We start from the raw sequence: 20,714 nt of genomic DNA, 5'->3' as shown, positions 1-20,714 counted from the left end.
GCGCATTCCCTTTGTCACACGGACGACCTGCCAGCCGAGGTCGGCCAGCCGAGGTCGGCCAGCCGAGCGGTGATCCGGAGGTCACGGCGCCACTGTTCCGGATCTCCGTGATGCCTGCCGTCGTAGAAGATCGCGACCTTCTCGCGGGCGTACGCCAGGTCGGCAACTGTGAGGAGATGTCCCGACGGTTCGAGTATCTCGAACTGTGAGACGGGCTGAGGCAGTGAAGAGCGCTCGATTCTGAGCCGGAGGAGGCTCTCCTGCGGAGAGTGCGCGTCCGCGTCGCAGGCGTCGAGCAGTCGAACCACCCGCGAGACCCCGTGTTGGCCGGGCATCCGCGTTGCTGCGTCGGCAACCGCGCGAACGCTGGTGTTGGTGGCGAAGCATACGGAGTCCACGATGCAGATCTTCCGATCAGCGCCAGTGGACCACCTTGCCACGTCGACCGCGGTTCGGGCCGGCGCGGTGATTCGTATCCCGCCGATCTCGCACACGTCCGCGGCCGGGATGGGTTGCCGCAACCTGCGCTCCCGAACCCCGGTCGGCACGCGGGGTTCGACTGAAGTGAAGACATCGGCGACGCCGCGGCCCTGCTCTGTCGAGTACCAGTGTTCCCCGTGGAGATACGCGGCGGACCACCCTCCGATCACCGCGTCTGCAGGTGCCCAGATGTCGACCGCGCGGATGAAATCCCACCTGCTCAGCTGTGCCCCCTTCGCGGCGTACACACCAGGGACGATCATTCTGAACGTCGATCGGAGCGCATATCTCGTCACGAGTCCGGTCTCGAGAGCCTGGCTTGCCGCGAATGGCTGCCCGCCTGCAACCGCATCCGCCAACGAGGCGGGGAGCGGGGTGGGAGGCCGGGTGTCTTGGAATCGCCGGTCGCGTCTCATGACGGCAATCCTGACCGGTCATCAAGCGTCGACCGGCCGGTGAAGACGTCCCTGTGGACAGGGATGACGACTATTCACAGGATCACGACGAGGTCAGTCCGCCTGGCTCAAGTGGCGGTCCGGCAGACCGGGCGGACCCGCTCCCCGAGTTGGCGGACATGCTTCCTCAGCTGGCGGGCAGGAGGCGCGAATATCGGCCCGGAATCGCACGAGAAGTCCGCCAACCGCGGGGGCATGTCCGCCAACCGCGGGGGCATGTCCGCCAACCGCGAGGGCGGGAGCAGGCGCGGGAGGGGAGCTATGAGCCCAGGCCGTACTTCTCGCCGAAGCGGGAGATGGCGTCGACCTTCTGCTCGGTGGTGCAGTCGAACCCGTGGCCCTCGATCATCCAGGGCATGACGATGATGTCGGTGACCCCGGCCTCGGCCAGCTCGGTGAAGCCGCGCGTGCCGAAGCGGTCCAAGCACACCACCTGGATGGCGAAGGGTTTGCCGTCGCCGCGGTCGGCGAGCGAGCGGCCGTCGGCTTCGAGCAGCTCGCCCAGGCGCCCCACGGTGGTGACGATCTCGTCGTAGTTCATCATCGCGCTGGTCCAGCCCTGGCCCACGCGCGCGGCCCGTTTGAGCGCGATCTCGGTGTGTCCGCCCACATAGAACGGCACCTGCTCGGTCGGGGCGGGAGTGAAGATCAGCTCGTCGAAGTCGAAGTGCTCGCCGTGGAACTCCATCCACTCGCCGCGCAGGGCCTGGCGCATGATGGCCAGGGACTCGTCGGTGCGCTTGCCGCGGCCCTTGAACGGGGCGCCGCACCACTCGAACTCGTTGGGGTCCCAGCCGATGCCCACGCCCAGGTCCAGCCGGTTGCCGGTCAGCGTGGCCACCGAGGCGACCTGACGGGTGAGCAGGAGCGGGTTACGCGGCCCGACCTTGAGCACCTGTGGGCAGAAGCGGATGGTCGAGGTGGCCCCGCCCATGGCGGCGGAGGCGATGAGCGGCTCGACCCACTGCGTGTCCTCGTTCCACATGCGGGAGCCGTCGGGGGTGTACGGGTAGTCCTTGTCCTGCCGCCGCGGGTGGAACAGCGAGTCGGGCAGCACGATCCGGTCGAAGCCGGCGGCCTCGGCTCCCCGGGCGATGTCGATGATCTGGTCGGCGGGGGAGAAGGAGATGGGGACGGAGAACTCGACGTCCACGACGCGGCTCATGGTCACCGGCCCTTTCCGGCGGCGCCGGCGATGGCGGCCCTGTCGTCGTCGGTGAGCGGACGCAGTCCCGAGGCCATGGCCACGTCCTGCTCCCAGAAGGCGCGGAGGCTGATCAGGCGACCGTCGGCGTCGACGCGGTAGTCCACGGCGATGTCGATCTCCATGATGCTGGAGCCCATGTGGGTGCGCATGGTGCCGATGCAGAGCAGTTCGTCGCCCACGGCGATCCCGCGGTCGAAGCGGAACTCGATGTGATCCGGGGTGGCCACGGCCTTCTCCCAGAATTCCAGGAGCCTCTCCGTGCCGGTGTGGCCGATGCCCTCGGCATCGAACATCGACGGACCCACGGGATCCTCGATGGTGCCCTCGGGATTCCATCCGGCGATCCAGGCGTCGCGGTCGCCGGCGTTGGTGGCGGCCCACGAGCGGCGAGCGGCGGCGAAGGCGGGACTGGCCAGGGCCGCGTCGCTCAGCTCCAGGGGGCGATACTGGCCGGTCTCGTCCAGGTATGGATTGCTCATGACTTGCGCTCCGTTCCCACGACCCACATGGAGAAGTACTGGGACCCGCCGCCGTAGGCGTGGCCGAGGGCCTTGCGCGCGTTCGGGATCTGGTGTTCGTCGGCGCGGCCCATCACCTGGCGGGCGGCCTCGGCGAAGCGCAGCATGCCGGAGGCGCCGATCGGGTTGGAGCACAGGACTCCGCCGGACGGGTTGACGGGCAGTGAGCCGTCGCGGGCGGTGGCGCCGGATTCGACCATCCGCCAGCCCTCGCCCTCGGCGCAGAAGCCCAGGTTCTCCAGCCACATGGGCTCGAACCAGGAGAACGGCACGTAGATCTCGGCCGCGTCGATCTCCTCGGCCGGGTTGGTGATCCCGGCCTCGGCCCACAGCGCGGCGGCGGCGTCGCGGCCGGCCTGCGGGCTGCGGTAGTTGCGGTACGCGAAGGTCCCGGGCTCGGTGCGCAGCGCGGTGGCGTGGATCCAGGCCACGTGGCGTCCGGCGGACTCGACGGCCTCGGCGGCCTCGGCGTCACCGATGACGATCGCGCAGGCGCCGTCGGAGGACGGGCAGGTCTCGTCGAAGCGGATGGGGTCCCACAGCATCTGGCCCTGCAGCACCTTGTCCACGGTGATGTCCGGCTGCTTGAGGTGGGCGTGCGGGTTGATCGAGCCGTTGAGCCGGTCCTTGACCGCGACCATCGCGCCCACGTGCTCCGGGGCGCCGGTGGCGCGGATGTAGGAGCGCACGTGCGGGGCGAAGTAGCCGCCGGCGCCGGCGCCGACGGGCGCGGTGAACGGCACGGGCAGGCTGAGCGCCCACATGGCGTTGGACTCGGACTGCTTCTCCCAGGCCACCGCCAGCACGCGACGGTAGCGGCCGGACTGGACGTGAGAGGCGGCCACGACGGCGGTGGAGCCGCCGACGGAGCCGGCGGTGTGGACGCGCAGGAGCGGCTTGCCGACCGCACCGAGGGCGTCGGCCATCATCAGCTCCGGCATCATCACGCCCTCGAAGAGGTCGGGGGCCTTGCCCACGATCACCGCGTCGATGTCGTCCCAGCCGACGCCCGCGTCGATCATCGCGGCGTCGATCGCCTCGCGGCAGAGCCCGGCCATGGAGACGTCGGTGCGCCGGGAGACGTGGTGGGTCTGGCCGGTGCCGAGAACGGCGGCGGGCAGTCCAGAGCTGTGGGCGCTCATGCGGGGCGTCCTTCCAGGAGGCAGATCAGGTTCTGCTGCAGCAGGTGTCCGCTGGTGGCGTGGGCGAGCGCGCGCTCGGCGCGGCCCTCCCAGATGCTGTGCGCGGCGTAGCCGATTCGTTCGAGGCCCGCGGAGAAGAGCGGGTCGGCGACCAGCGAGCCGCCGGACGGGGTGACGGCCACGCTGTCGTCGATCCCCAGTGCGCGGCGGAGGAGCAGTTCCTGGTGCGTGTACTGGGTGTGCAGCTCCGCCACCGTGACCCCGCCCAGGTCGGGGCGCGGGCCCGAGGACCGCGTCGCACGGACGGCGGCGGCGCGGGCGGAGGGGGAATCGGTGAGGTCGCGGGCACCGAACTCGGCCGAGTCGGCGATGTGCTCGATTCCGGTGACGTACGCCGGGGTGTCGACCAGCTCGCGGGCCCTCTTCCCGGAGGCGAGGATGATCGCGCCGGCGCCGTCGGTGACCGGCGGGCAGTCGTGACGGCGCAGCGGGTCGGCGGTGTACGGCTCGACCAGCAGGTCGCGCTCGTCGCGCCCGGTGGCGCGGGCGGCCACGGAAGCCATCTCGGCCTCCGACCAGCAGCCGGCGTCGATACCGGCGCGGGCCTGCAGCGCGGCCATGTGGTGCCGACCGGGCCACAACGGGGCCACGGTGTAGGGGTCCAGTTGGAGGGCCAGGGCCGAGTCGAGGTCGGTGCTCGCGGAGGCCTTGCCGAACCCGTAGACAAGGGCGGTGTCGGCCTGGCCGGAGGCGATCTTGAGGTAGGCCTCGAAGAACGCCCAGGCGGCGTCCATCTCCACGTGCGATTCGGAGATGGGGGGCACGGCGCCGATGGTGTCGACGGCGGAGATGAAGGAGAAGGCGCGGCCGGCGAGGTAATCGGAGGAGCCGGAGCACCAGAACTCGATGTCGGTACGGTCCAGTCCGGTCTGCCGATAGCACTCGGCAAAGACGGGGGCGAGCATCTCGACGCCGTTGGTGGTGCCGAAGGTGGACTCGGTGTGTCGGGCGTGGGCGAAACCGACGACGGCCACGTCCCGGGGTGCGGTGGGGGTCACGGGTGTCCTCTACAGGTTCTCGGCGTAGGTGTCGGGGTCGGCGTCGGGATCCCCGCTCGGCTCGAAGTGTGTGATGGCCTTCATCGAGGCCGGGCGATCCGCCTCGGGGGTCCACACCGCACGGACCCGCATGCCCATGCGCACCTCGGAGGCCTCGCAGCCCAGCACCAGGTGCTGGATGGGCACGTCGGCGCCGTCGAGCAGGATGTATGCGGTCACGTACGGCGGCTTGATCTCCTGGCCGGCGAACGGCACGTTGACGATGCCGAACGTGGTGACGGTGCCGACGTCGGCGACCTCCACGTACTCGCCCATGGCCACCCCGTCGGAGGGGCAGTAGTCGCGCGGCGGGACGTACACCTCGGGTCCGTTGGAGCGTCGGCGGCCGAGCATCCGGCCCTGCACGATCGCGCGGAGGAACTCGCTCTCGGCGGGTCCGGCGGTGTGGGTCACCGAGAGGCCGATCGGGGTGATGACCGAGGTGACGGGCTCGCCGCCGGAAGGCCGCGGGGCCTCGTCGTCGTCGCCCTGGTTGTTTCCGCCCCGGTCGTCACCGGCGGTGTCGGCGGGGACCACGCACGCGATGTCGTGGATGGTCCCGGTCCGCTCGGCCGCCCAGCGCAGGCGGACGCGCATCCCGGAGCTCACGGCGTCGGCGCTCAGAGACCCCGGGCCGTCGGCGGCCAGGGGCAGGAGGACGGCGGTGTCGGCGCCGTCGAACCGGACCAGGGCCCAGGCGAACGGCGAGTCGTGCTTGTGGACGCTGGTGGGTTGCCGAACCCAGGTCCAGACGACGACGACGCCTTCGATCCCGGTCCCGGAGCCCACCTCGACGAGGTCCGTCAGGGCCTCGCGGGTGTGGGGGTCGAACTCCACCGGCGGCAGGTGCACGGCGCCGCGGGAGTCGCGGACCCCCACGAGGCGGCCGTCGCGCAGTCCGGTGAAGAACGCGCCCAGGATCGGACCGGTGGATCGCGTGTAGTCGAAGGCCGGACTCAGGGAGGCGGAGAGAACGGCCTCGTCCGGCGGGGTGATATCGACAACGATTTCTCTGGATGTCACGCCGCAATTAGAACACGTTCCACCGAGGGGTGTGTGACTTTTCGTGGGCTCGGCACCGACTGCGGGAGGCGTGGGTCACACTGGGGCTCATGAAATTCGCCTTGCAACTCGGATACTGGGGTGCCCAGCCGCCCACCAACCACGCCGACCTCGTGGTGGCCGCGGACAAGGCGGGTTTCGACACCGTCTTCACCGCCGAGGCCTGGGGTTCGGACGCGTTCACCCCGCTGGCCTGGTACGGCTCGCTCACCGAGCGCATCCGCCTGTCCACGGCGGTCGTGCAGCTCTCCGCCCGGACGCCCACCGCCACCGCGATGAGCACCATGACCCTGGACCACCTCTCGGGTGGGCGCTTCTGTCTGGGCCTGGGCGTCTCGGGCCCGCAGGTGGTGGAGGGCTGGTACGGACAGCCGTTCGCCAAGCCGCTGGCGCGGACCCGCGAGTACATCGACATCATCCGCAGGGTCCTGCGCCGCGAGGCACCGGTGACCTCCGACGGGCCCGCCTACGCGCTGCCGTACCGGGGCTCAGACGCCTCCGGCCTGGGCAAGCCGCTCAAGTCGATCGTGCACCCGCTGCGCGAGGACGTGCCCATCTGGCTGGGCGCCGAGGGCCCCAAGAACGTCGCGCTGGCAGCCGAGATCGCGGACGGGTGGCTGGGATTCCTGGCCTCGCCGAGGTCCGCCGCCCAGTTCAACGCGTGGCTCGACGAGGGCTTCGCCCGCCCCGGCGCGCGCCGCACCCGTGAGGACTTCGAGGTGGCCTTCCTCTGCCAGCTCCACATCACCGACGACCGCCGTTCGGTGCTCGACACCTACAAGCCGGTGACCGCCCTCTACGCCGGTGGGATGGGAGCGGAGGACACCAACTTCCACGCGGAGGCGTTCCGACGGATGGGCTTCGCCGACGACGTCGCGCGCATCACCGAGCTGTTCCGTTCCGGGCGCAAGGACGAGGCCGCGGCGGCCGTACCGGACGCGATGGTCGAGGCCACCGCGATCATCGGCGACGAGGCGTCGGTTCGCGCGCAGATCGCCGAGTGGGAGGCGGCGGGCATCACCATGCTCGTCGTGACCGCGCGGTCGGTCGAGGAGATCGAGACCCTCGCGAGGCTCATTGACTGACCCGGCTCATTGACTGACCCGGCTCATCGACTGACCCGGCTCATCGGCCCAAACCCTGGACCTGGAACAGGAACACGTTCTAGCCTGGGTCCATGAGCGCACCCACACCCACCGTCCCCGCCGACGCCGGAGTCCTGGACCCCCGGACCGGGGAGCACGTCACCAGCGTCTACCGGATCGCCGAGGCCGAGCCGGATCGCGTCGCGGTGATCGAGGCCTCGGGTCGCCAGAAGACCTTCGGCGAGCTGGTCGACTCGGCGCACGGGTACGCCCGCGGCCTGCGGGAGCTCGGGCTGGGGGCCGGCGACGGCATCGTGCTGATGGCGCCCAACGGCATCGGCTTCCTCGAGGTCTACTTCGCGGCCCTGGAGATCGGCATCTACGTGGCGCCGGCCAACTGGCACCTCACGGGACCGGAGGTGGCCTACATCCTGGAGAACTCGGGGTCCACGGTGTTCGTGGCCGACGAGCGGTTCGCCGACGTGGCCACCGCCGCCGCGACGGAGGCCGGGCTCGACCCCGCCCGCTGCTACGCGATCGGCGATGTGCCCGGATTCCGGCCGCTCAGCGAGTTGGCGGTGCCGGTCGTGGACGGGCAGACCTTGCCGTCGTCACGGACCCTCGGGGCGCCGATGCTCTACACCTCCGGCACCACCGGACGCCCGAAGGGCGTACGCCGCCCCCTGACCGGCGCCTCGCCCGATCAGGTGACGGTGCCCAACTACTTCTTCTTCGCCGGCTTCGGCATCCAGGGCCCGGACAACGTCCACATCTGTGGCTCGCCGCTCTACCACACCGCAGTGCTCAACTTCGTGGCCATCTCCCTGAACCTCGGGCAGGCCGTGGTGCTCATGGACAAGTGGACGCCGGAGGAGATGCTGCGGCTCATCGACGCCCACGGCGTGACGCAGTCGCACATGGTGCCCACCCAGTTCTCGCGATTGCTCGAGCTGCCGGAGGACGTGCGCGCGAAGTACGACATGTCGAGCCTGCGCACGATCGTCCACGGCGCCGCGCCCTGCCCCCAGCACGTCAAGCAGGCGATGCTCGACTGGTGGGGCCCCGTGCTCACCGAGTACTACGCCGGCACCGAGGGCGGCGGCTGCACGATCACCGGCGAGGAGTGGCTGCGAAAGCCCGGCAGCGTGGGTCGCCCGTGGAAGACCACGACGCTCAAGATCCTCGACGACGACGGGCAGGAGCTGTCCGTCGGCCAGACCGGCAACGTGTACCTGCAGATGCACGGGTCCAGGTTCGAGTACCACCAGGACAGCGAGAAGACCGCCAAGACCTACGTCGGCGAGCTGTTCACCATGGGCGACATCGGGTACGTCGACGACGACGGCTACCTGTTCCTGTGTGACCGCAAGAACGACATGATCATCTCCGGCGGGGTGAACATCTACCCGGCCGAGATCGAGTCGGAGATGACCCGCCACGACGCGGTGCGGGATGTGGCCGTGTTCGGCATCCCGCACAAGGACTGGGGCGAGGAGGTCAAGGCCGTGATCGAGCTCGCCGAGGGCTTCACCGAGTCCGACGAGCTCAAGGCCGAGATCCTCACCGACCTGGCCGGGCGGCTGGCCAAGTTCAAGCTGCCGCGGTCGATCGACGTGGTGGACGAGCTGCCCCGGCAGGCCAACGGCAAGCTGGTCAAGCGCAAGCTCAAGGATCCGTACTGGGCGTAGCGGCCGGCCATGTGGGCACGGTCGGGAACGGTCAATAGCCGTTACCCGGCCGTGTCTTTTTGGTTCGCGACAGTGAAGGAATCTCTTACTGGATGCCGCCCACGCGACCCGGTAGGGGGCGCAACGCCGGGCAGAAATGCTGTGGCGCACCGATTGTGAGAGGGCGCTTACAATTAGTTAGACTTGCTAGAGAAATCCTTATAGTCTCTGGTAATGCGTTTGGACGCCCGTATATCTGCGACCGCCCGGAGGGCTGGTTCCGTCGCCCTGGTGGGCGTGACGGTCGCTGCTGCCGCGGGCTTCGCACGAGGTCTTCCGGACCCCGGGCTCATGGCCAACCTGAACAACACCTGTCTGCAGTTCTCGCAGGACGGGGGGACGATCTGGGGCGACGTCAGCGTGATCACGCTGGACGGCACCTTTGTCCCCGCGCCGGGTGGCGAATACCTCCAGGGTGACTTCCTGGCCCGGAACATCTGCGAGGCGACGGCCTCCCTCCAGGTGTACGCCGGCCGCTGGGACGTCTCAGCGGGAGCGTCAGGGACGTGGCGAACGGACCTGGGCGGGGTCGAGGGCGCCCCCGTGACGCTGACCGGCCCCGCCACGGAGGCGGACTGGGGTGTGCTGGTCGGCCAGACGGCGGCACCCCGGAACGAGCAGATCCCCGTGCGCCTGTTCCTCGGGATTCCCGCCGGCGAGACCATGCAGAGCTATTCGATCAATCCCGGGTGGGCGTTCTCCCTGGAGGAGACCGAACAGCCCGCCATCCCCAGCCCACCGTCGGCGCTGACGGCGCATCCGCAGTCGCCCACCACCAGCGATCGGGTGACGGTGTCCGGCACGGCGGAGCCGGACTCCACGGTCGAGGTCACGGTGGACGGTGTGGTCCGCTGCGCCACCACCGCCAGCCCGGCGGGGACCTTCTCCTGCGATGTCGGCACGCTCACCCGGGGAACGCACCAGCTCTCCGCTCGAGCCACCAACGTGGCCGGCACGTCCGATCCCGCAGCGGTCGTCCCGGTGACGGTGCGCGCCCCGAGCGCAGGCTGGGGTTCGCTGGGGGTTCTGCTCGGGCTGGGTGCGCTGGGCAGCCTCGCGGCGGACAGCCTCGGGAGCCTGAGCAGCCCCGGCAACCTCGACACCGGCCCGGGTGTGACCGGTCTGGGTAGTCCCGGACCGGGCACCGCACCCTCGGGTGGCGGCAGCGGCGCGGGCAGCAGTCCGGGTGGCCGGTCGGGGTCGGCGGGCAACGTCACGTCGGGCGGGAATTCCGCGGCCACGGCGGCGGGAACAGCGCCGGGAACGGCTCCGGACACCACCGGCGATCAGGGGAGCGGCCAGCCCGCCTCCGGGGCCGACGGTTCGGCGTCAGGCCGGAGTTCGGGTACCGGACAGCTCTCGGGTGAGGCCCTGGGGATCGCACCCCAGCCTCCGGGCGCCGGCGTCGGGACCGCTGGACCCGCGCCGTCGGGTGCGGCCGCTGGCGCCCCGGCAGGTCCCACCGCCGCGGACGGAACCGGCGCCGCGGCCAGAGGCGCCGGCCTCGGGGGCACGGGCAGCCTGGGCAGTTCCGGAAGCCTCAGCTCCGTGGATCGGCTGATCCACCTGGGCGGCCCGATCATCACGGTGGGCCCCGCGTGAGGTCCACCACACCACAGACTTCGATCCCCTGGTCAGTGACCCGAGGGATCGAGAGGCCGCAGTCGCGGCCACCTGCACGAGACCGCGCCGCGGCCGTGACCCCTTGAGGCGCCGCGCAAGCGGGGTCCAGTTCGAAGGAATCCATATGAAGAAGACGACCAAGGGTGCTCTCGCCGCGGGTGCGGCTGCTGTGCTCCTCGCCGGTGGCGCGGGCACGTACGCGGCGTGGACGGCGACGAGCCCGTCGCTTCCAGGTGGAACCGTCACCACCGGCCACCTCACCGTGACCCAGAAGGACGACACCACCACCGGCTGGACGTGGGTCGGAGGCGCGAAAGCCGGAGAGGCGGTGGCCACTACGGCCACCCTCGTCCCCGGTGACACGATCGCGTACACGGGGACCTACGTCCTGGGGATCGAGGGCACGAACCTGACGGCCAAGGTCGACGTGACCACGCCGGCTGGCACCGCGGTTCCCTCCGAGCTGACCTGGACTCCCACCAGTTCAGCGTCGCTTACCGGCCTGACCGAGTCTGTTGACGACGGCAGGGAGATCACGGCTGGCGGCACCCTGGCGTTCCCGGCCGCGGCCACGGCCACTATGGACGCCGACGTCACCATCGGCGACTTCCAGGTAGTCCTCAAGCAGACCGCTCCGGCTGCCGTAGACCCGACGCCGGTCACCACGACGACGGTCGTCACGCCTCCGGTCACGAACCCGTAAGGACGGTCTTGTGAAGTCCCCAGTCAAGTGGGCGCTCGTAGGGGCGTCGGTGGTACTGCTCGGGTTCACCTCCCTGCAGGTCACCGACGCCGCCTGGAGTGGCTCCAGGTCCTCGCCTGTCGACCCCGTCCGTACCGGTCATCTGCGGATCACCGGTGCCGGGAAGATGGCGCTGGACGTCTCGGGACTGACCAAGGCAAACTTGAACACCGGGGATCAGGTCCAGATCCCGCTGACGGTGTTCAACGACAGCACCATCCCGGTGAGCTACAAGCTCACCGGGGTGGCGGTGCTCGCAGGCACAACCCCGCCGGCACTCAACCTCCGCGTGGCCCGGGTCGCCTCCGCGAGTGCTTGTCCCACCACAGGGACGCTCGGCACGCAGGGCACGCAGATGTATCCCGGTGCGGTCACCGGTCCGACTAGCGACTCGATCACCAGTGCCGTCACTTCGGCCACGACGCTCGGTGTGGGCGCGACCGACGTCCTGTGTCTCACCACCACCGCGCCGACGGTGTCTCCGGGCAAGAGCGGCAATTACGTGTTCACGTTCCGGGCGGATCAGCAGTGAGGGCACAGACCATGGTCGCGACGGACGCCGAGCTCACGCCCGACGCGGCAGAGGACTCGGCGCAGACTCCGCCAGAGCGCGACGAGTCGGCCTCGCTGTGGTGGTGGGTGCGCACGATCGGGTCGTGGCTGCTGCTCCTCGTGCTCGGGTTCGTCCTGCTCGCGCTGGTCGTGGTGCCGCGGGTCAGCGGGGCGCAGCCCTACACGGTGCTCACCGGGTCGATGGAGCCGAGCATCGCTCCCGGCGCCCTCGTGGTGGTCCGACAGGTCCCCGCGGAGGAGCTCAACGCCGGCGACGTGATCACGTTCCAGCCGTACTCGGGCAACCCGGCGGTGGTCACCCACCGGATCACCGGCATCTACCAGGACATGTCCGGACAGACGCGCATCTACACCCAGGGCGACGCCAACAACACACCCGACGACTGGGCGCTGGTGCCCGAGCAGGTGCGCGGCACGCTGTGGTACTCGGTGCCGCAGCTCGGGCGGGTCAACGTGTTGCTGACCGGCGAGGCCCGCCCGATAGCCATCACGGTGGTGGCCGGCGGGCTGCTGGTCTACGCGGCGTGGATGGTCGGCAGCGGGCTGCGGGACCGGGGACGCGGGCGGAGAGCCGCCGACGCCGACGCCGCCGAGGCGGCCCCGTCCTCCCAAGACCAGCAGAAAGAAGCGGTCGATGCCAGGTCATGAGAACGGCTCCCGTCCAGGCTCCCGCCGGGGACGGTCCGGCTGGACCCGCGCGCGTGCCGCGCTGTCCCTGGGCATGGTGCTGGGGCTCGGCGCCGTGGGCACGATGGCCGCGTGGTCGGACACCGTCACGGCCCAGACGGGTTTGTTCAGCACCGGTTCGGTCGGGCTGTTGATCAACAACGCCTCTCCCACGTCCACCTTCGTCGCCGTCGACAACGTCACGCGCGGGCAGAGCCGGTCCGGGATGATCACTCTGAAGAACACCGGGAGCATCGGCCTCAAGTACGTCATGGACGTCACGGTCAAGGCGCTCACCACCGGCGACACCACGGCCGGGTTCGAGCGCGGCGATGCCGCGGTGCTGGGCAACAACCTCAAGCTCGACGTGTACGAGGGCGGGTCCAGTACCGGGACAACCTGCTCTTCCACCACCCAGCTCGTCACCCAGCAGCCCATGACCGCGGACGATGCCACTAGGTCCCTTCTGGCCGCCTATCGGAACGTCGCGCCGAACAACGGGACGGACAGCATCTGCGTCAAGGTCACGCTGGCCGCGGCCGCTCCCCGTGCATCGCGCATGGCGCAGGTCGGCGTCACCTTCACCGCGAAGGCGGAAATCCAGTGATTCGGCCATGAGCTCCCGGGACCGCTCGGACGGAGCCCGCGGTGGGACGGGACGCGGGCGGGAACTGGCCCTCAACCTCGGCGCCCTGGCCGGCCTGGTGTGCATCGTCGCCGCCGCCGTGTCGATGTTCTTCGGCGTCATGCCGCTGGTCTTCCGCTCCGGCTCGATGTCCCCCGAGATCCCGACCGGTGCCCTGGCGCTGGCCGTCCCGGTGGCGGCCGCCGATCTGGCCGCCGGGGACGTCGTCAGCGTGGTCACCCCCGGCGACGTCCGCATCACCCACCGCGTGACCGGGCTCGCCCCGGCGGGTGACGGCACCGTGGCCGTGACCCTGCGGGGGGACGCGAACGACGCGGACGATCCCGCGCCGTACCTCCTCCGCGAGGCGGACCGGGTGTTCTTCCACGTCGACGGGCTGGGATACCCGGTCGCGTGGCTGTCCAACCCGGTGGCGATCTTCCTCGGAGGGATGCTCGCCGGCGCGCTGTGCGTGATCGCGTTCGGGCGGGCCCGAGGGACCGACGACGAGGGGTACAGCCAGAACCACGACACCACAGACCCCGTCGACGCCGTCCATGAAGGCGTGACGGAGAGGACTCACCATGTATAGGTTCCATCGAATCCGCCGACGGGCGCTGTCCCTCCGCGGCGGGATCGCCCTCACCGGGGCGATCGCGGTGGCGTTGAGCGCCGCCCAGGGGGCGGGCACGCTGGCCGCGCCGGTGGTCCCCGAGCACTCAGCCAAACTCCCGATCGCGACAGCGAACTATTTTCCGACGCCACTGACTGCGTCAGTTACTTGTGAGACAAACGCACCTTGGTATGACTCGCTTACCGGCAGGCGAGCAGACATATCCTGGGCTGCGGTGCCCGGCGCTACGGGATACCGTCTGGAATTGGTTGCAGCTGCGTCCGGGCAAGTGTGGCGCACCGAAGACCTGCCAGCAGGGACACTGAGCAAGACAGAGATCGCGGACAGTGATAAGCAACGTCTCTACGCGCGCGTCCGGACAATCAATGGCTCGGTGGTTTCTTCCGGTTATCGATCAATGTCAGGGACGTTCGTGGCGAGATGGCTGACTTCACGTACCGAATGCGAATCGAACGCAAATCCGGGGAGTCTCGCGAACGCGGCTTGGGAAAACTCGCAAGACTGGTCACCCGGCGCTACAACCTTCAGGGCCGCACAGCCATTGGTGAATGATCCGCGCGCCATCACCGCGGAGGTGAATGGAACGGAAGGCGCTCTCGACAACGACGCTACCTTCGACAACGACGCGACCCTCGATGACGTCGCCGCCGAGGCTTCCGGGGCTGCTGCTCCGACCTCCAAGTCGACAACTTCCGCGCCGTCTGCGACCAGCACCTCCACGCTGGCGCCCCGGACTAGCGCCTCGGTATCTCCCACCAGTCCGCCGTCGGTGAAACCCATCACCTCGTTGTCGGCGACCTCTACCCCGGCGACGACCTCCGCGCCGTCGTCGTCCACGGCGAGTTCGACGGCGACCACCACAGCGACCACCGTCCCCGCGACCGCAACCCAGCTGGCTCTACCCGGCGGGGGAGAGGCGGAGCTTGTCGGCGGTACCACCCTGGTCGTCTCCGACGCGGCGGGTGCCGTATGCACAGCAAAGGTGCGCGCGGGCTCGACCCTGAAGGTGCGGGCGGGCGTGCTCGAGGTGACCGACGCTGTCGAGACCCGCGTCGTGGACCAGGAGACCTGCGAGCTCACCTGATGAATCCGCGCCGGGGGCGGTGATGTCAGTGCCCGGTGATGAGAAAGGCCCCCGCCGAATGGGCGGGGGCCTTTCTCAAGGTGGACCTGAACACCTGAGCACCCGAGACGTGGCGTGGGCCAGTGTGGCCGGTGGTGCTTGCGGGCAGCGTGGGGCGCGTGAAGTGCGGCGGGCAGCTGAACTTGGACGCCTGTCCTCAAATAGCTTTCCTTTAGGTAAACGAGTCTTTAGTGTTGGAAACAACACATTGAGCGTGTCGGACTTCACTCGGCTCCCGATCGCCGAGCGCGCCGATGGTGACCCTGGGAGGGTTCATGAGAAGTGGTTTGATGCGCCGGTCGCTCGCTGCGGCGAGTGCAACGGTGATGGCGGGAGCGGCGCTGGCTGTCGGCGGCTCCGGCGTGGCGTCGGCGACACCAGTGTCGGCGACGACCGTAGTGCCCGAGTCGGCTGGGGCCTCACAGTTCACGATTACTCGGACGGTGAGTGAGGGGTCGCCGACGTACGGCGATGTGGTCACGGTGACCACTAAGGTGAATCGCGACAATTGGTCTTATCTGCTGTACGAAGTCCGTGACTTCACCCCGGCATGTATGCAGTTTGTGCCCGGTTCCGCAGAGGCGAACAAGGGTGGCGACATATCTGCGACTTCCGAGCGTGTCCGATGGTCCGATGCGGGCGGTCGAATTGCTGAACCGTTTACGATGACGGCGAAGTACACCGTCTTGTGTGGCGCGGGCACTCAGGCCTCTGGAGGTACGTGGATTAAGCGGGCTCCCGCTGGCAATGCCGAACTAGGTAACAAGAACATGGGGCCCACCATCAACGTGCTGCGAAAAGGCACGTCGATCCTGTTCCACCAGCCGACCAATCCGCAGGTCGGCCAGAACATCACGCTGAATGTCGATACCACCAATATCGTGGACGGTTCGCAGATCGCCTTCACGGCCGATGGTCAGAACATCGGATCGGCCGCGGTCACCAACGGCAGGGCCTCGATTCCGTGGACGCCCAGCACCCCGGGAAGTAAGGCCATTCGTGCCACGTTCGCCCAAACCTCTACCCACGCCGGCTCGAACGCAGACCGACAGGTGTCGGTGGCCCAGGTCAACGTGAACTCATCCGTCTCCGTCGATGTTCCCGGTACCCCCACGGTCGGACAATCCACCCGAATCACGGCGAACGTCTCGCCAGCTGGCGCGGGAGGCTTCGTGGAGTTCCGCGCGAACAGCGCAATCATCGGAGAGGTTCCCGTCGGGACCGACGGCACCGCCGCGATCAATTGGATCCCTGCAGGGTCGGTGCTGACCACCATCGACGTTTCGTACTCCGGTCGGGAGGGCGTCAACCCGTCGACGGGTGTCGCGACGTCGTTCGCCGTCACTGCCGCCGACCCCGGAGATGAGGCGACCATCACCACCCTGGACGCCATCGACACCACGCCTGTGGGCCAAGCGATCACCCTCAACGCCACCGTGTCCCCGATCAACGCGACCGGTCGAGTCGACTTCTACGACGGTCAGGTACTGATCGGGACGGCAAGTGTCGTCAACGGCGTCGCCACGTACCAGTGGACCCCCGGCGCCGAGGGGTCTCGGACGATCCGAGCGGAATTCACCCCGAGCGGTGACTTCCTGGCATCCCAGGCAACGACGCAGGCGGTCATCACGCCGTCGCCTGTTGACGAAGAGCCTGAGCCCGAGCCGAACGTACCGACCGACCCGGGAATGGGGAGTCTCGGGTCGCTAACGGGGTTGTCCGGCAGCTGAGCGATAACTGGATGGCCCGGTGGCCCACCACGGCTAAGTGGTGGGCCACCGGCCGCCGACACGCAGACGCTGGGCCCGCCTTCCCACCAGGAGAGGCGGGCCCTCGTCGTCGTCGTCCCTCGCGCGCGAAAAGTAAGAACACGTTCTATCCTGGTCGTATGGCCACCACCCCCACCGCCCGCGACCTCACCCTCGCCCAGATCCTCGAGCGCCAGCAGCAGGCGTTCCTCGCCGACCCGCAGCCCAGCGCCAAGGTCCGCCGCGACCGGATCCAACGCCTCAAGCGCCTCGTCCTGGACAACGCCGCCGAGCTAGCCGAGGCGATCCGGGAGGACTACGGCTCGCGCCCCGAGACCCTCTCGATGCTCACGGACATCGCGTCGTCCATCCCGGACCTGGACCACCAGCGCGGCCACCTCAAGAAGTGGATGAAGCCGACGCGCATCTCCCGCATCCTGGACAAGGCCGGGTTCATCCAGCAGGTCCGCCACGATCCCAAGGGCGTCGTGGGGATCATGGGTCCGTGGAACTTCCCGCTGTACCTGACCATCGTGCCGGCCGGGTCGGCTCTCGCCGCGGGCAACCGGGTGATGATCCGCCCGTCGTCGACCACCGCCAGGACCACCGAGGTCCTGGCCCGCCTGGCGCCGCAGTACTTCGCCGTGGACGAGCTGGCCGTCGCCGGCCCCGAGCACGGCCGGGGCGCCGACTTCTCCAAGCTCGCCTTTGACCACCTGTTCTTCACCGGCTCGCCGGGCGTGGGCAAGTCCGTGGCCAGGGACGCCGCGGAGAACCTCACCCCGGTGACGCTGGAGCTCGGCGGCAAGAACCCCGTGATCGTGGACGTGAGCGCGGACATCGACCGGGCGGCCCGCAACGTCGCCTCCGCCCGCATGGTCAACGGCGGCCAGGTCTGCATGTGCCCGGACTACGTCTTTGTCCCCGAGGCCCAGCTCGACACGTTCTGCGACGCGGTCCTGGATCAGTGGCGCACCGCCATGCCGGCCATCGTCGGCAACCCCGAGTACACGGCCACGGTCAACACCTCCAACTACGAGCGGATCGTGGGTCTGGTCGACGACGCGGTGGCCAAGGGCGCGGTCAAGCGTGAGGCCGCGCCGGCGGGGGAGCGGCTCCCCGACGCGGTCACCCGCAAGATCGCACCCACCCTCCTCACCGGCGTCACGCCCGAGATGGAGATCGATTCCGACGAGGTCTTCGGCCCCGTCCTGACCGTCTACGGCTACTCGGGGCTCGACGAGGCGATCCGCTACGTCAGCGACCGCCCCAGCCCGCTGGTGCTGTACTGGTACGGGGAGAAGAACGACCGCTTCGAGGTGGTGGCCGACCGCACGCGCTCGGGCAACATCTACGGCAACGACTTCGGCATTGGCATGGTCTCCTCGGCCGTGCCGTTCGGCGGCGTGGGCAACTCGGGAATGGGCGGCTACCACGGGCACTACGGCTTCCGGACGTTCACGCACGAGCGGGCGGTGGCCATCCACACCCACTCGTTCTCCGCTGCGGAGATGATGGTCCCGCCGTTCGGCCCGGAGGGGAAGAAGCAGGCGTCCATGTACTTCAACGCGATGAAGCTGCGGACCCGTCTGGGTCTGTAGTCCCCGTCAACGCCGCTGCCCACCCTCGACGTCGAGGATGGGCAGCGGCGTTCGGCGATCAGGCCACGCGCGGCAGGCGCGTGGTCACTCTCCCCGGAACGCGGGCTTGCGCTTCTCGGCGAAGGCGCGCGGGCCCTCCTTGGCGTCGGCGGAGGCGAAGACGCGGCCGCCCACCTCGGCGTCGATCTTGAAGGCCTCCTCCTCGTGCAGGCCCTCGGTGCGACGGATGGTCTCGATCATCCCCTGCACCGCCATGGGCCCGTTCGCCGCGATGAGCTCGGCGATCTCGAGGGCTTTGTCCAGTGCGGAGCCGTCCTCGACCACGTGACCGATGAGCCCAAAGCGCTCGGCCTCCTCGGCGGTGAGGTGGCGCCCCGTCATGAGGACCTCCATCGCGACGGTGTACGGGATCTGGCGCACGAGCCGGACCGCGGACCCACCCAGGGGGTACAGCCCCCAGCGGGCCTCGGAGACGCCGAACTTCGCCGAGCGGCCGGCCACCCGGATGTCGGTGCCCTGCAGGATCTCGGTGCCGCCGGCGATGGCCGGGCCCTCGACCGCGGCGATGAGCGGCTTGCTCAGCCGGCGCCCCTTGAGCAGCGCGGGCAGGCGGGTCAGGTCCCAGCCGCCGCCGGCGAACTTGTCGCCAGGGGCGTCCTTGTTCATGGCCTTGAGGTCGGCGCCCGCGCAGAAGTACCCACCGGCCCCGGTGAGGATGCACGCCCGGATGTCCGGGTCGGAGTCCACGAGGTCCCAGGCGGCCTCCATGCCGCGCATCATCGGACCCGAGAGCGCGTTGCGCGCCTCGGGACGGTTCATGGTGACGATCAGGACGTGCCCCCGCCGCTCGGTGAGCAGGTGCTGGTCTTCGGGCGTCGCGACGCTGGTCATCGGGCCTCCATAAATTAGTTACACGGGTTCACGGCTTTCGCCCACGGGCGACGGTAACACGTTCTAGTTTGTCTGTATGGCGTACACCATCGGAGACCTTGTCGAGCACAGTGTGGACCGCGTACCGGACCGGGTCGTCCTGGTCCAGGGGGACCGGTCGTTCACTTTCCGGGAGCTGGAGGAGAGGGCCAACCGGCTCGCCCATCACCTGCGGTCGGTCGGCGTGGGCCCCGACGACAAGGTGGCGGTCTACAGCCGCAACACCATCGAGGCCGTGGAGGCGATGGTCGCGATCTTCAAGATCCGCGCCGTCATGGTCAACGTCAACTACCGCTACGTCTCCTCCGAGCTCGAGTACCTGCTCGACAACTCCGACTCCGTCGTGGTCATCCACGAGCGCCGCTACTCGGACGTGCTCTCCCAGGCCCTGCCCAAGACCCCGGGCGTGCGGCACTGCCTGGTGGTCGAGGACGGCACCGACGGCCCCGACCCGTCCGCGCCGGACGGTGTCTCCGTCGGCCACTACGACGACGCGTTGGCCGCGCAGTCGCCCGAGCGCAACTTCGGCGAGCGCTCGAACGACGACATCTACATGCTCTACACCGGCGGCACCACGGGCGCACCGAAGGGCGTGATGTGGCGTCAGGAGGACGTGTTCATGGTCCTCGGCGGCGGCATCGACTTCCTCACCGGCGAGCAGGTGGCCGACGAGTGGGAGCTGGCGAACAAGGCCGTCGACGGCGGCGTCCTGGTCCGGACCGCGCTGCCCCCACTCATCCACGGCGGCGCGCAGTGGGCGATCCTCATGGCGCTGTTCGCCGGGCACACCAGCGTGCTCATCCCGGAGTTCGACGCCGAGGCCGTCTGGCAGGCCGTGACCGACCACAAGATCAACCTCATGTTCATCACGGGGGACGCCATGGCGCGCCCGATGATCGAGGCCTGGGACCCGGAGAAGTACGACTCGTCGTCGTTGTTCTATCTCGGTTCCAGCGCGGCCCTGTTCTCGCCCTCGGTCAAGGACCAGTTCATCGACGCGTTCCCGAACGCCATGATCTCCGACTCCATCGGGTCCTCCGAGACCGGCTTCTCGGGCATCGCGCTGGCGGAGAAGGGCAAGACCCACACCGGCGGTCCGCGCGTGAAGATCGACGGCGAGACCACCGTGCTGGACGCCGACGGCAACGAGATCGAGCCCGGGTCCGAGGTGATCGGCAAGGTCGCGCGCACCGGCCACATCCCGGTGGGTTACTACAAGGACGAGGTCAAGACCGCGGCCACGTTCAAGACGTTCAACGGCAAGCGGTACTCCATCCCCGGTGACGACGCCCGGGTCGAGTCCGACGGCACCGTCACCATGCTCGGCCGCGGATCGGTGTCCATCAACACCGGCGGCGAGAAGGTGCACCCGGAGGAGGTCGAGGCCGCGCTCAAGACGCACCCCGACGTCTACGACGCGCTGGTGATCGGCATCCCCGACGAGCGGATGGGCCACAAGGTCGCCGCCGTGCTGCAGACCCGGGACGGCACGTGCCCGCCCATCGAGGAGCTCAACTCCCACGCCCGCAACGAGATCGCCCGCTACAAGTGCCCGCGCGCGCTGTGGGTCGAGCCGTCGGTCAAGCGCAATCCCGCGGGCAAGCCCGACTACCGGTGGGCCGCGGAGATCGCCGCTTCCCGCCCCGCAGACGACAGCCAGGAGATCAGCAAGTGAG

Annotated in this window: 19 protein-coding genes; 11 read left to right on the top strand and 8 right to left on the bottom strand. The window is 69.2% G+C overall.

Features of this window, described 5'->3' with window-relative positions; genetic code table 11:
* Window positions 1-14 precede the first annotated feature (14 nt).
* The 6 genes from R4P08_RS14700 to R4P08_RS14675 all read right to left on the bottom strand — a co-directional run bounded on the left by R4P08_RS14700 (window position 15) and on the right by R4P08_RS14675 (window position 5,922).
* Window positions 15-776: a hypothetical protein gene (locus R4P08_RS14700; RefSeq protein ID WP_317814638.1), complete on the bottom strand. Its 762-nt coding sequence runs from the start codon at window positions 774-776 to the stop codon at window positions 15-17.
* A 418-nt stretch (window positions 777-1,194) separates the two neighbouring features.
* The gene (locus tag R4P08_RS14695) at window positions 1,195-2,100 is read right to left on the bottom strand and encodes a TIGR03619 family F420-dependent LLM class oxidoreductase (RefSeq protein ID WP_317814637.1); all 906 of its coding nucleotides are present in this window, start codon (window positions 2,098-2,100) and stop codon (window positions 1,195-1,197) included.
* A gap of 2 nt (window positions 2,101-2,102) precedes the next feature.
* Window positions 2,103-2,621, bottom strand: coding sequence for a nuclear transport factor 2 family protein (locus tag R4P08_RS14690; RefSeq protein WP_317814636.1), 519 nt, complete (start codon window positions 2,619-2,621; stop codon window positions 2,103-2,105).
* Window positions 2,618-3,802, bottom strand: a complete 1,185-nt coding sequence (locus R4P08_RS14685) for a thiolase domain-containing protein (RefSeq protein WP_317814635.1) — start codon at window positions 3,800-3,802, stop codon at window positions 2,618-2,620. Before R4P08_RS14685 ends, R4P08_RS14690 begins: the two co-directional genes overlap by 4 nt.
* Window positions 3,799-4,860, bottom strand: a complete 1,062-nt coding sequence (locus R4P08_RS14680) for a thiolase domain-containing protein (protein WP_317814634.1) — start codon at window positions 4,858-4,860, stop codon at window positions 3,799-3,801. Before R4P08_RS14680 ends, R4P08_RS14685 begins: the two co-directional genes overlap by 4 nt.
* A gap of 9 nt (window positions 4,861-4,869) precedes the next feature.
* Window positions 4,870-5,922: a Zn-ribbon domain-containing OB-fold protein gene (locus tag R4P08_RS14675; RefSeq protein ID WP_317814633.1), complete on the bottom strand. Its 1,053-nt coding sequence runs from the start codon at window positions 5,920-5,922 to the stop codon at window positions 4,870-4,872.
* 89 nt (window positions 5,923-6,011) lie between these two features.
* Here R4P08_RS14675 and R4P08_RS14670 point away from each other — a divergent pair, with 89 nt between their 5' ends.
* The 8 genes from R4P08_RS14670 (at window position 6,012) to R4P08_RS14635 (ending at window position 13,594) form a co-directional block, all read left to right on the top strand.
* Window positions 6,012-7,046, top strand: coding sequence for an LLM class F420-dependent oxidoreductase (locus R4P08_RS14670; protein ID WP_317814632.1), 1,035 nt, complete (start codon window positions 6,012-6,014; stop codon window positions 7,044-7,046).
* 92 nt (window positions 7,047-7,138) lie between these two features.
* A complete protein-coding gene (locus R4P08_RS14665) occupies window positions 7,139-8,734 on the top strand; it encodes an acyl-CoA synthetase (RefSeq protein ID WP_317814631.1) in 1,596 nt (531 codons plus the stop codon).
* 213 nt (window positions 8,735-8,947) lie between these two features.
* Window positions 8,948-10,375: an Ig-like domain-containing protein gene (locus R4P08_RS14660; protein ID WP_317814630.1), complete on the top strand. Its 1,428-nt coding sequence runs from the start codon at window positions 8,948-8,950 to the stop codon at window positions 10,373-10,375.
* Window positions 10,376-10,520: 145 nt separating this feature from the next.
* Entirely contained in the window at window positions 10,521-11,099 is a 579-nt protein-coding gene (locus R4P08_RS14655; RefSeq protein WP_317814629.1) for an alternate-type signal peptide domain-containing protein, read from the top strand.
* 10 nt (window positions 11,100-11,109) lie between these two features.
* The gene (locus R4P08_RS14650) at window positions 11,110-11,670 is read left to right on the top strand and encodes a hypothetical protein (RefSeq protein ID WP_317814628.1); all 561 of its coding nucleotides are present in this window, start codon (window positions 11,110-11,112) and stop codon (window positions 11,668-11,670) included.
* Window positions 11,667-12,359 carry a signal peptidase I gene (locus R4P08_RS14645; protein ID WP_317814627.1) on the top strand — a complete coding sequence of 231 codons (693 nt, stop codon included), beginning with the start codon at window positions 11,667-11,669 and terminating at the stop codon, window positions 12,357-12,359. Before R4P08_RS14650 ends, R4P08_RS14645 begins: the two co-directional genes overlap by 4 nt.
* On the top strand, window positions 12,346-12,984 hold the full coding sequence (locus tag R4P08_RS14640; protein WP_317814626.1) for a TasA family protein: 639 nt from the start codon (window positions 12,346-12,348) through the stop codon (window positions 12,982-12,984). The genes R4P08_RS14645 and R4P08_RS14640 overlap by 14 nt, the downstream gene beginning before the upstream one ends.
* A gap of 7 nt (window positions 12,985-12,991) precedes the next feature.
* The gene (locus R4P08_RS14635; protein WP_317814625.1) at window positions 12,992-13,594 is read left to right on the top strand and encodes a signal peptidase I; all 603 of its coding nucleotides are present in this window, start codon (window positions 12,992-12,994) and stop codon (window positions 13,592-13,594) included.
* A gap of 429 nt (window positions 13,595-14,023) precedes the next feature.
* Here R4P08_RS14635 and R4P08_RS14630 read toward each other — a convergent pair whose 3' ends face one another.
* Entirely contained in the window at window positions 14,024-14,497 is a 474-nt protein-coding gene (locus tag R4P08_RS14630) for a hypothetical protein (RefSeq protein ID WP_317814624.1), read from the bottom strand.
* A gap of 744 nt (window positions 14,498-15,241) precedes the next feature.
* Between R4P08_RS14630 and R4P08_RS14625 the strand changes: the two genes are divergently transcribed.
* A complete protein-coding gene (locus R4P08_RS14625; protein ID WP_317814623.1) occupies window positions 15,242-16,489 on the top strand; it encodes an Ig-like domain-containing protein in 1,248 nt (415 codons plus the stop codon).
* 158 nt (window positions 16,490-16,647) lie between these two features.
* Window positions 16,648-18,108 (top strand): aldehyde dehydrogenase family protein, encoded by a 1,461-nt coding sequence (locus R4P08_RS14620; RefSeq protein ID WP_317814622.1) that lies wholly within the window; start codon window positions 16,648-16,650, stop codon window positions 18,106-18,108.
* 84 nt (window positions 18,109-18,192) lie between these two features.
* On the opposite strand, the gene R4P08_RS14615 is transcribed toward R4P08_RS14620, so the two are convergent.
* Entirely contained in the window at window positions 18,193-18,999 is an 807-nt protein-coding gene (locus R4P08_RS14615) for a crotonase/enoyl-CoA hydratase family protein (protein ID WP_317814621.1), read from the bottom strand.
* A gap of 76 nt (window positions 19,000-19,075) precedes the next feature.
* Here R4P08_RS14615 and R4P08_RS14610 point away from each other — a divergent pair, with 76 nt between their 5' ends.
* Entirely contained in the window at window positions 19,076-20,713 is a 1,638-nt protein-coding gene (locus R4P08_RS14610) for an acyl-CoA synthetase (RefSeq protein WP_317814620.1), read from the top strand.
* Window position 20,714 lies beyond the last annotated feature (1 nt).

This window comes from Rhodococcus sp. IEGM 1408 (genome assembly GCF_033142235.1).
Taxonomy (GTDB): domain Bacteria; phylum Actinomycetota; class Actinomycetes; order Mycobacteriales; family Mycobacteriaceae; genus Dietzia.
The sequence above is the reverse complement of the archived record's forward strand: the minus strand, read 5'-3'. Positions and strand labels throughout refer to the sequence as shown.

Bases quoted from the DNA above. Each gene is read 5' to 3' on its own strand.
- R4P08_RS14695 (WP_317814637.1), bottom strand. From the start codon at position 2,100: ATGAGCCGCGTCGTGGACGTCGAGTTCTCCGTCCCCATCTCCTTCTCC.
- R4P08_RS14690 (WP_317814636.1), bottom strand. From the start codon at position 2,621: ATGAGCAATCCATACCTGGACGAGACCGGCCAGTATCGCCCCCTGGAG.
- R4P08_RS14685 (WP_317814635.1), bottom strand. From the start codon at position 3,802: ATGAGCGCCCACAGCTCTGGACTGCCCGCCGCCGTTCTCGGCACCGGC.
- R4P08_RS14670 (WP_317814632.1), top strand. From the start codon at position 6,012: ATGAAATTCGCCTTGCAACTCGGATACTGGGGTGCCCAGCCGCCCACC.
- R4P08_RS14665 (WP_317814631.1), top strand. From the start codon at position 7,139: ATGAGCGCACCCACACCCACCGTCCCCGCCGACGCCGGAGTCCTGGAC.
- R4P08_RS14660 (WP_317814630.1), top strand. From the start codon at position 8,948: ATGCGTTTGGACGCCCGTATATCTGCGACCGCCCGGAGGGCTGGTTCC.
- R4P08_RS14655 (WP_317814629.1), top strand. From the start codon at position 10,521: ATGAAGAAGACGACCAAGGGTGCTCTCGCCGCGGGTGCGGCTGCTGTG.
- R4P08_RS14640 (WP_317814626.1), top strand. From the start codon at position 12,346: ATGCCAGGTCATGAGAACGGCTCCCGTCCAGGCTCCCGCCGGGGACGG.
- R4P08_RS14635 (WP_317814625.1), top strand. From the start codon at position 12,992: ATGAGCTCCCGGGACCGCTCGGACGGAGCCCGCGGTGGGACGGGACGC.
- R4P08_RS14620 (WP_317814622.1), top strand. From the start codon at position 16,648: ATGGCCACCACCCCCACCGCCCGCGACCTCACCCTCGCCCAGATCCTC.
- R4P08_RS14615 (WP_317814621.1), bottom strand. From the start codon at position 18,999: ATGACCAGCGTCGCGACGCCCGAAGACCAGCACCTGCTCACCGAGCGG.
- R4P08_RS14610 (WP_317814620.1), top strand. From the start codon at position 19,076: ATGGCGTACACCATCGGAGACCTTGTCGAGCACAGTGTGGACCGCGTA.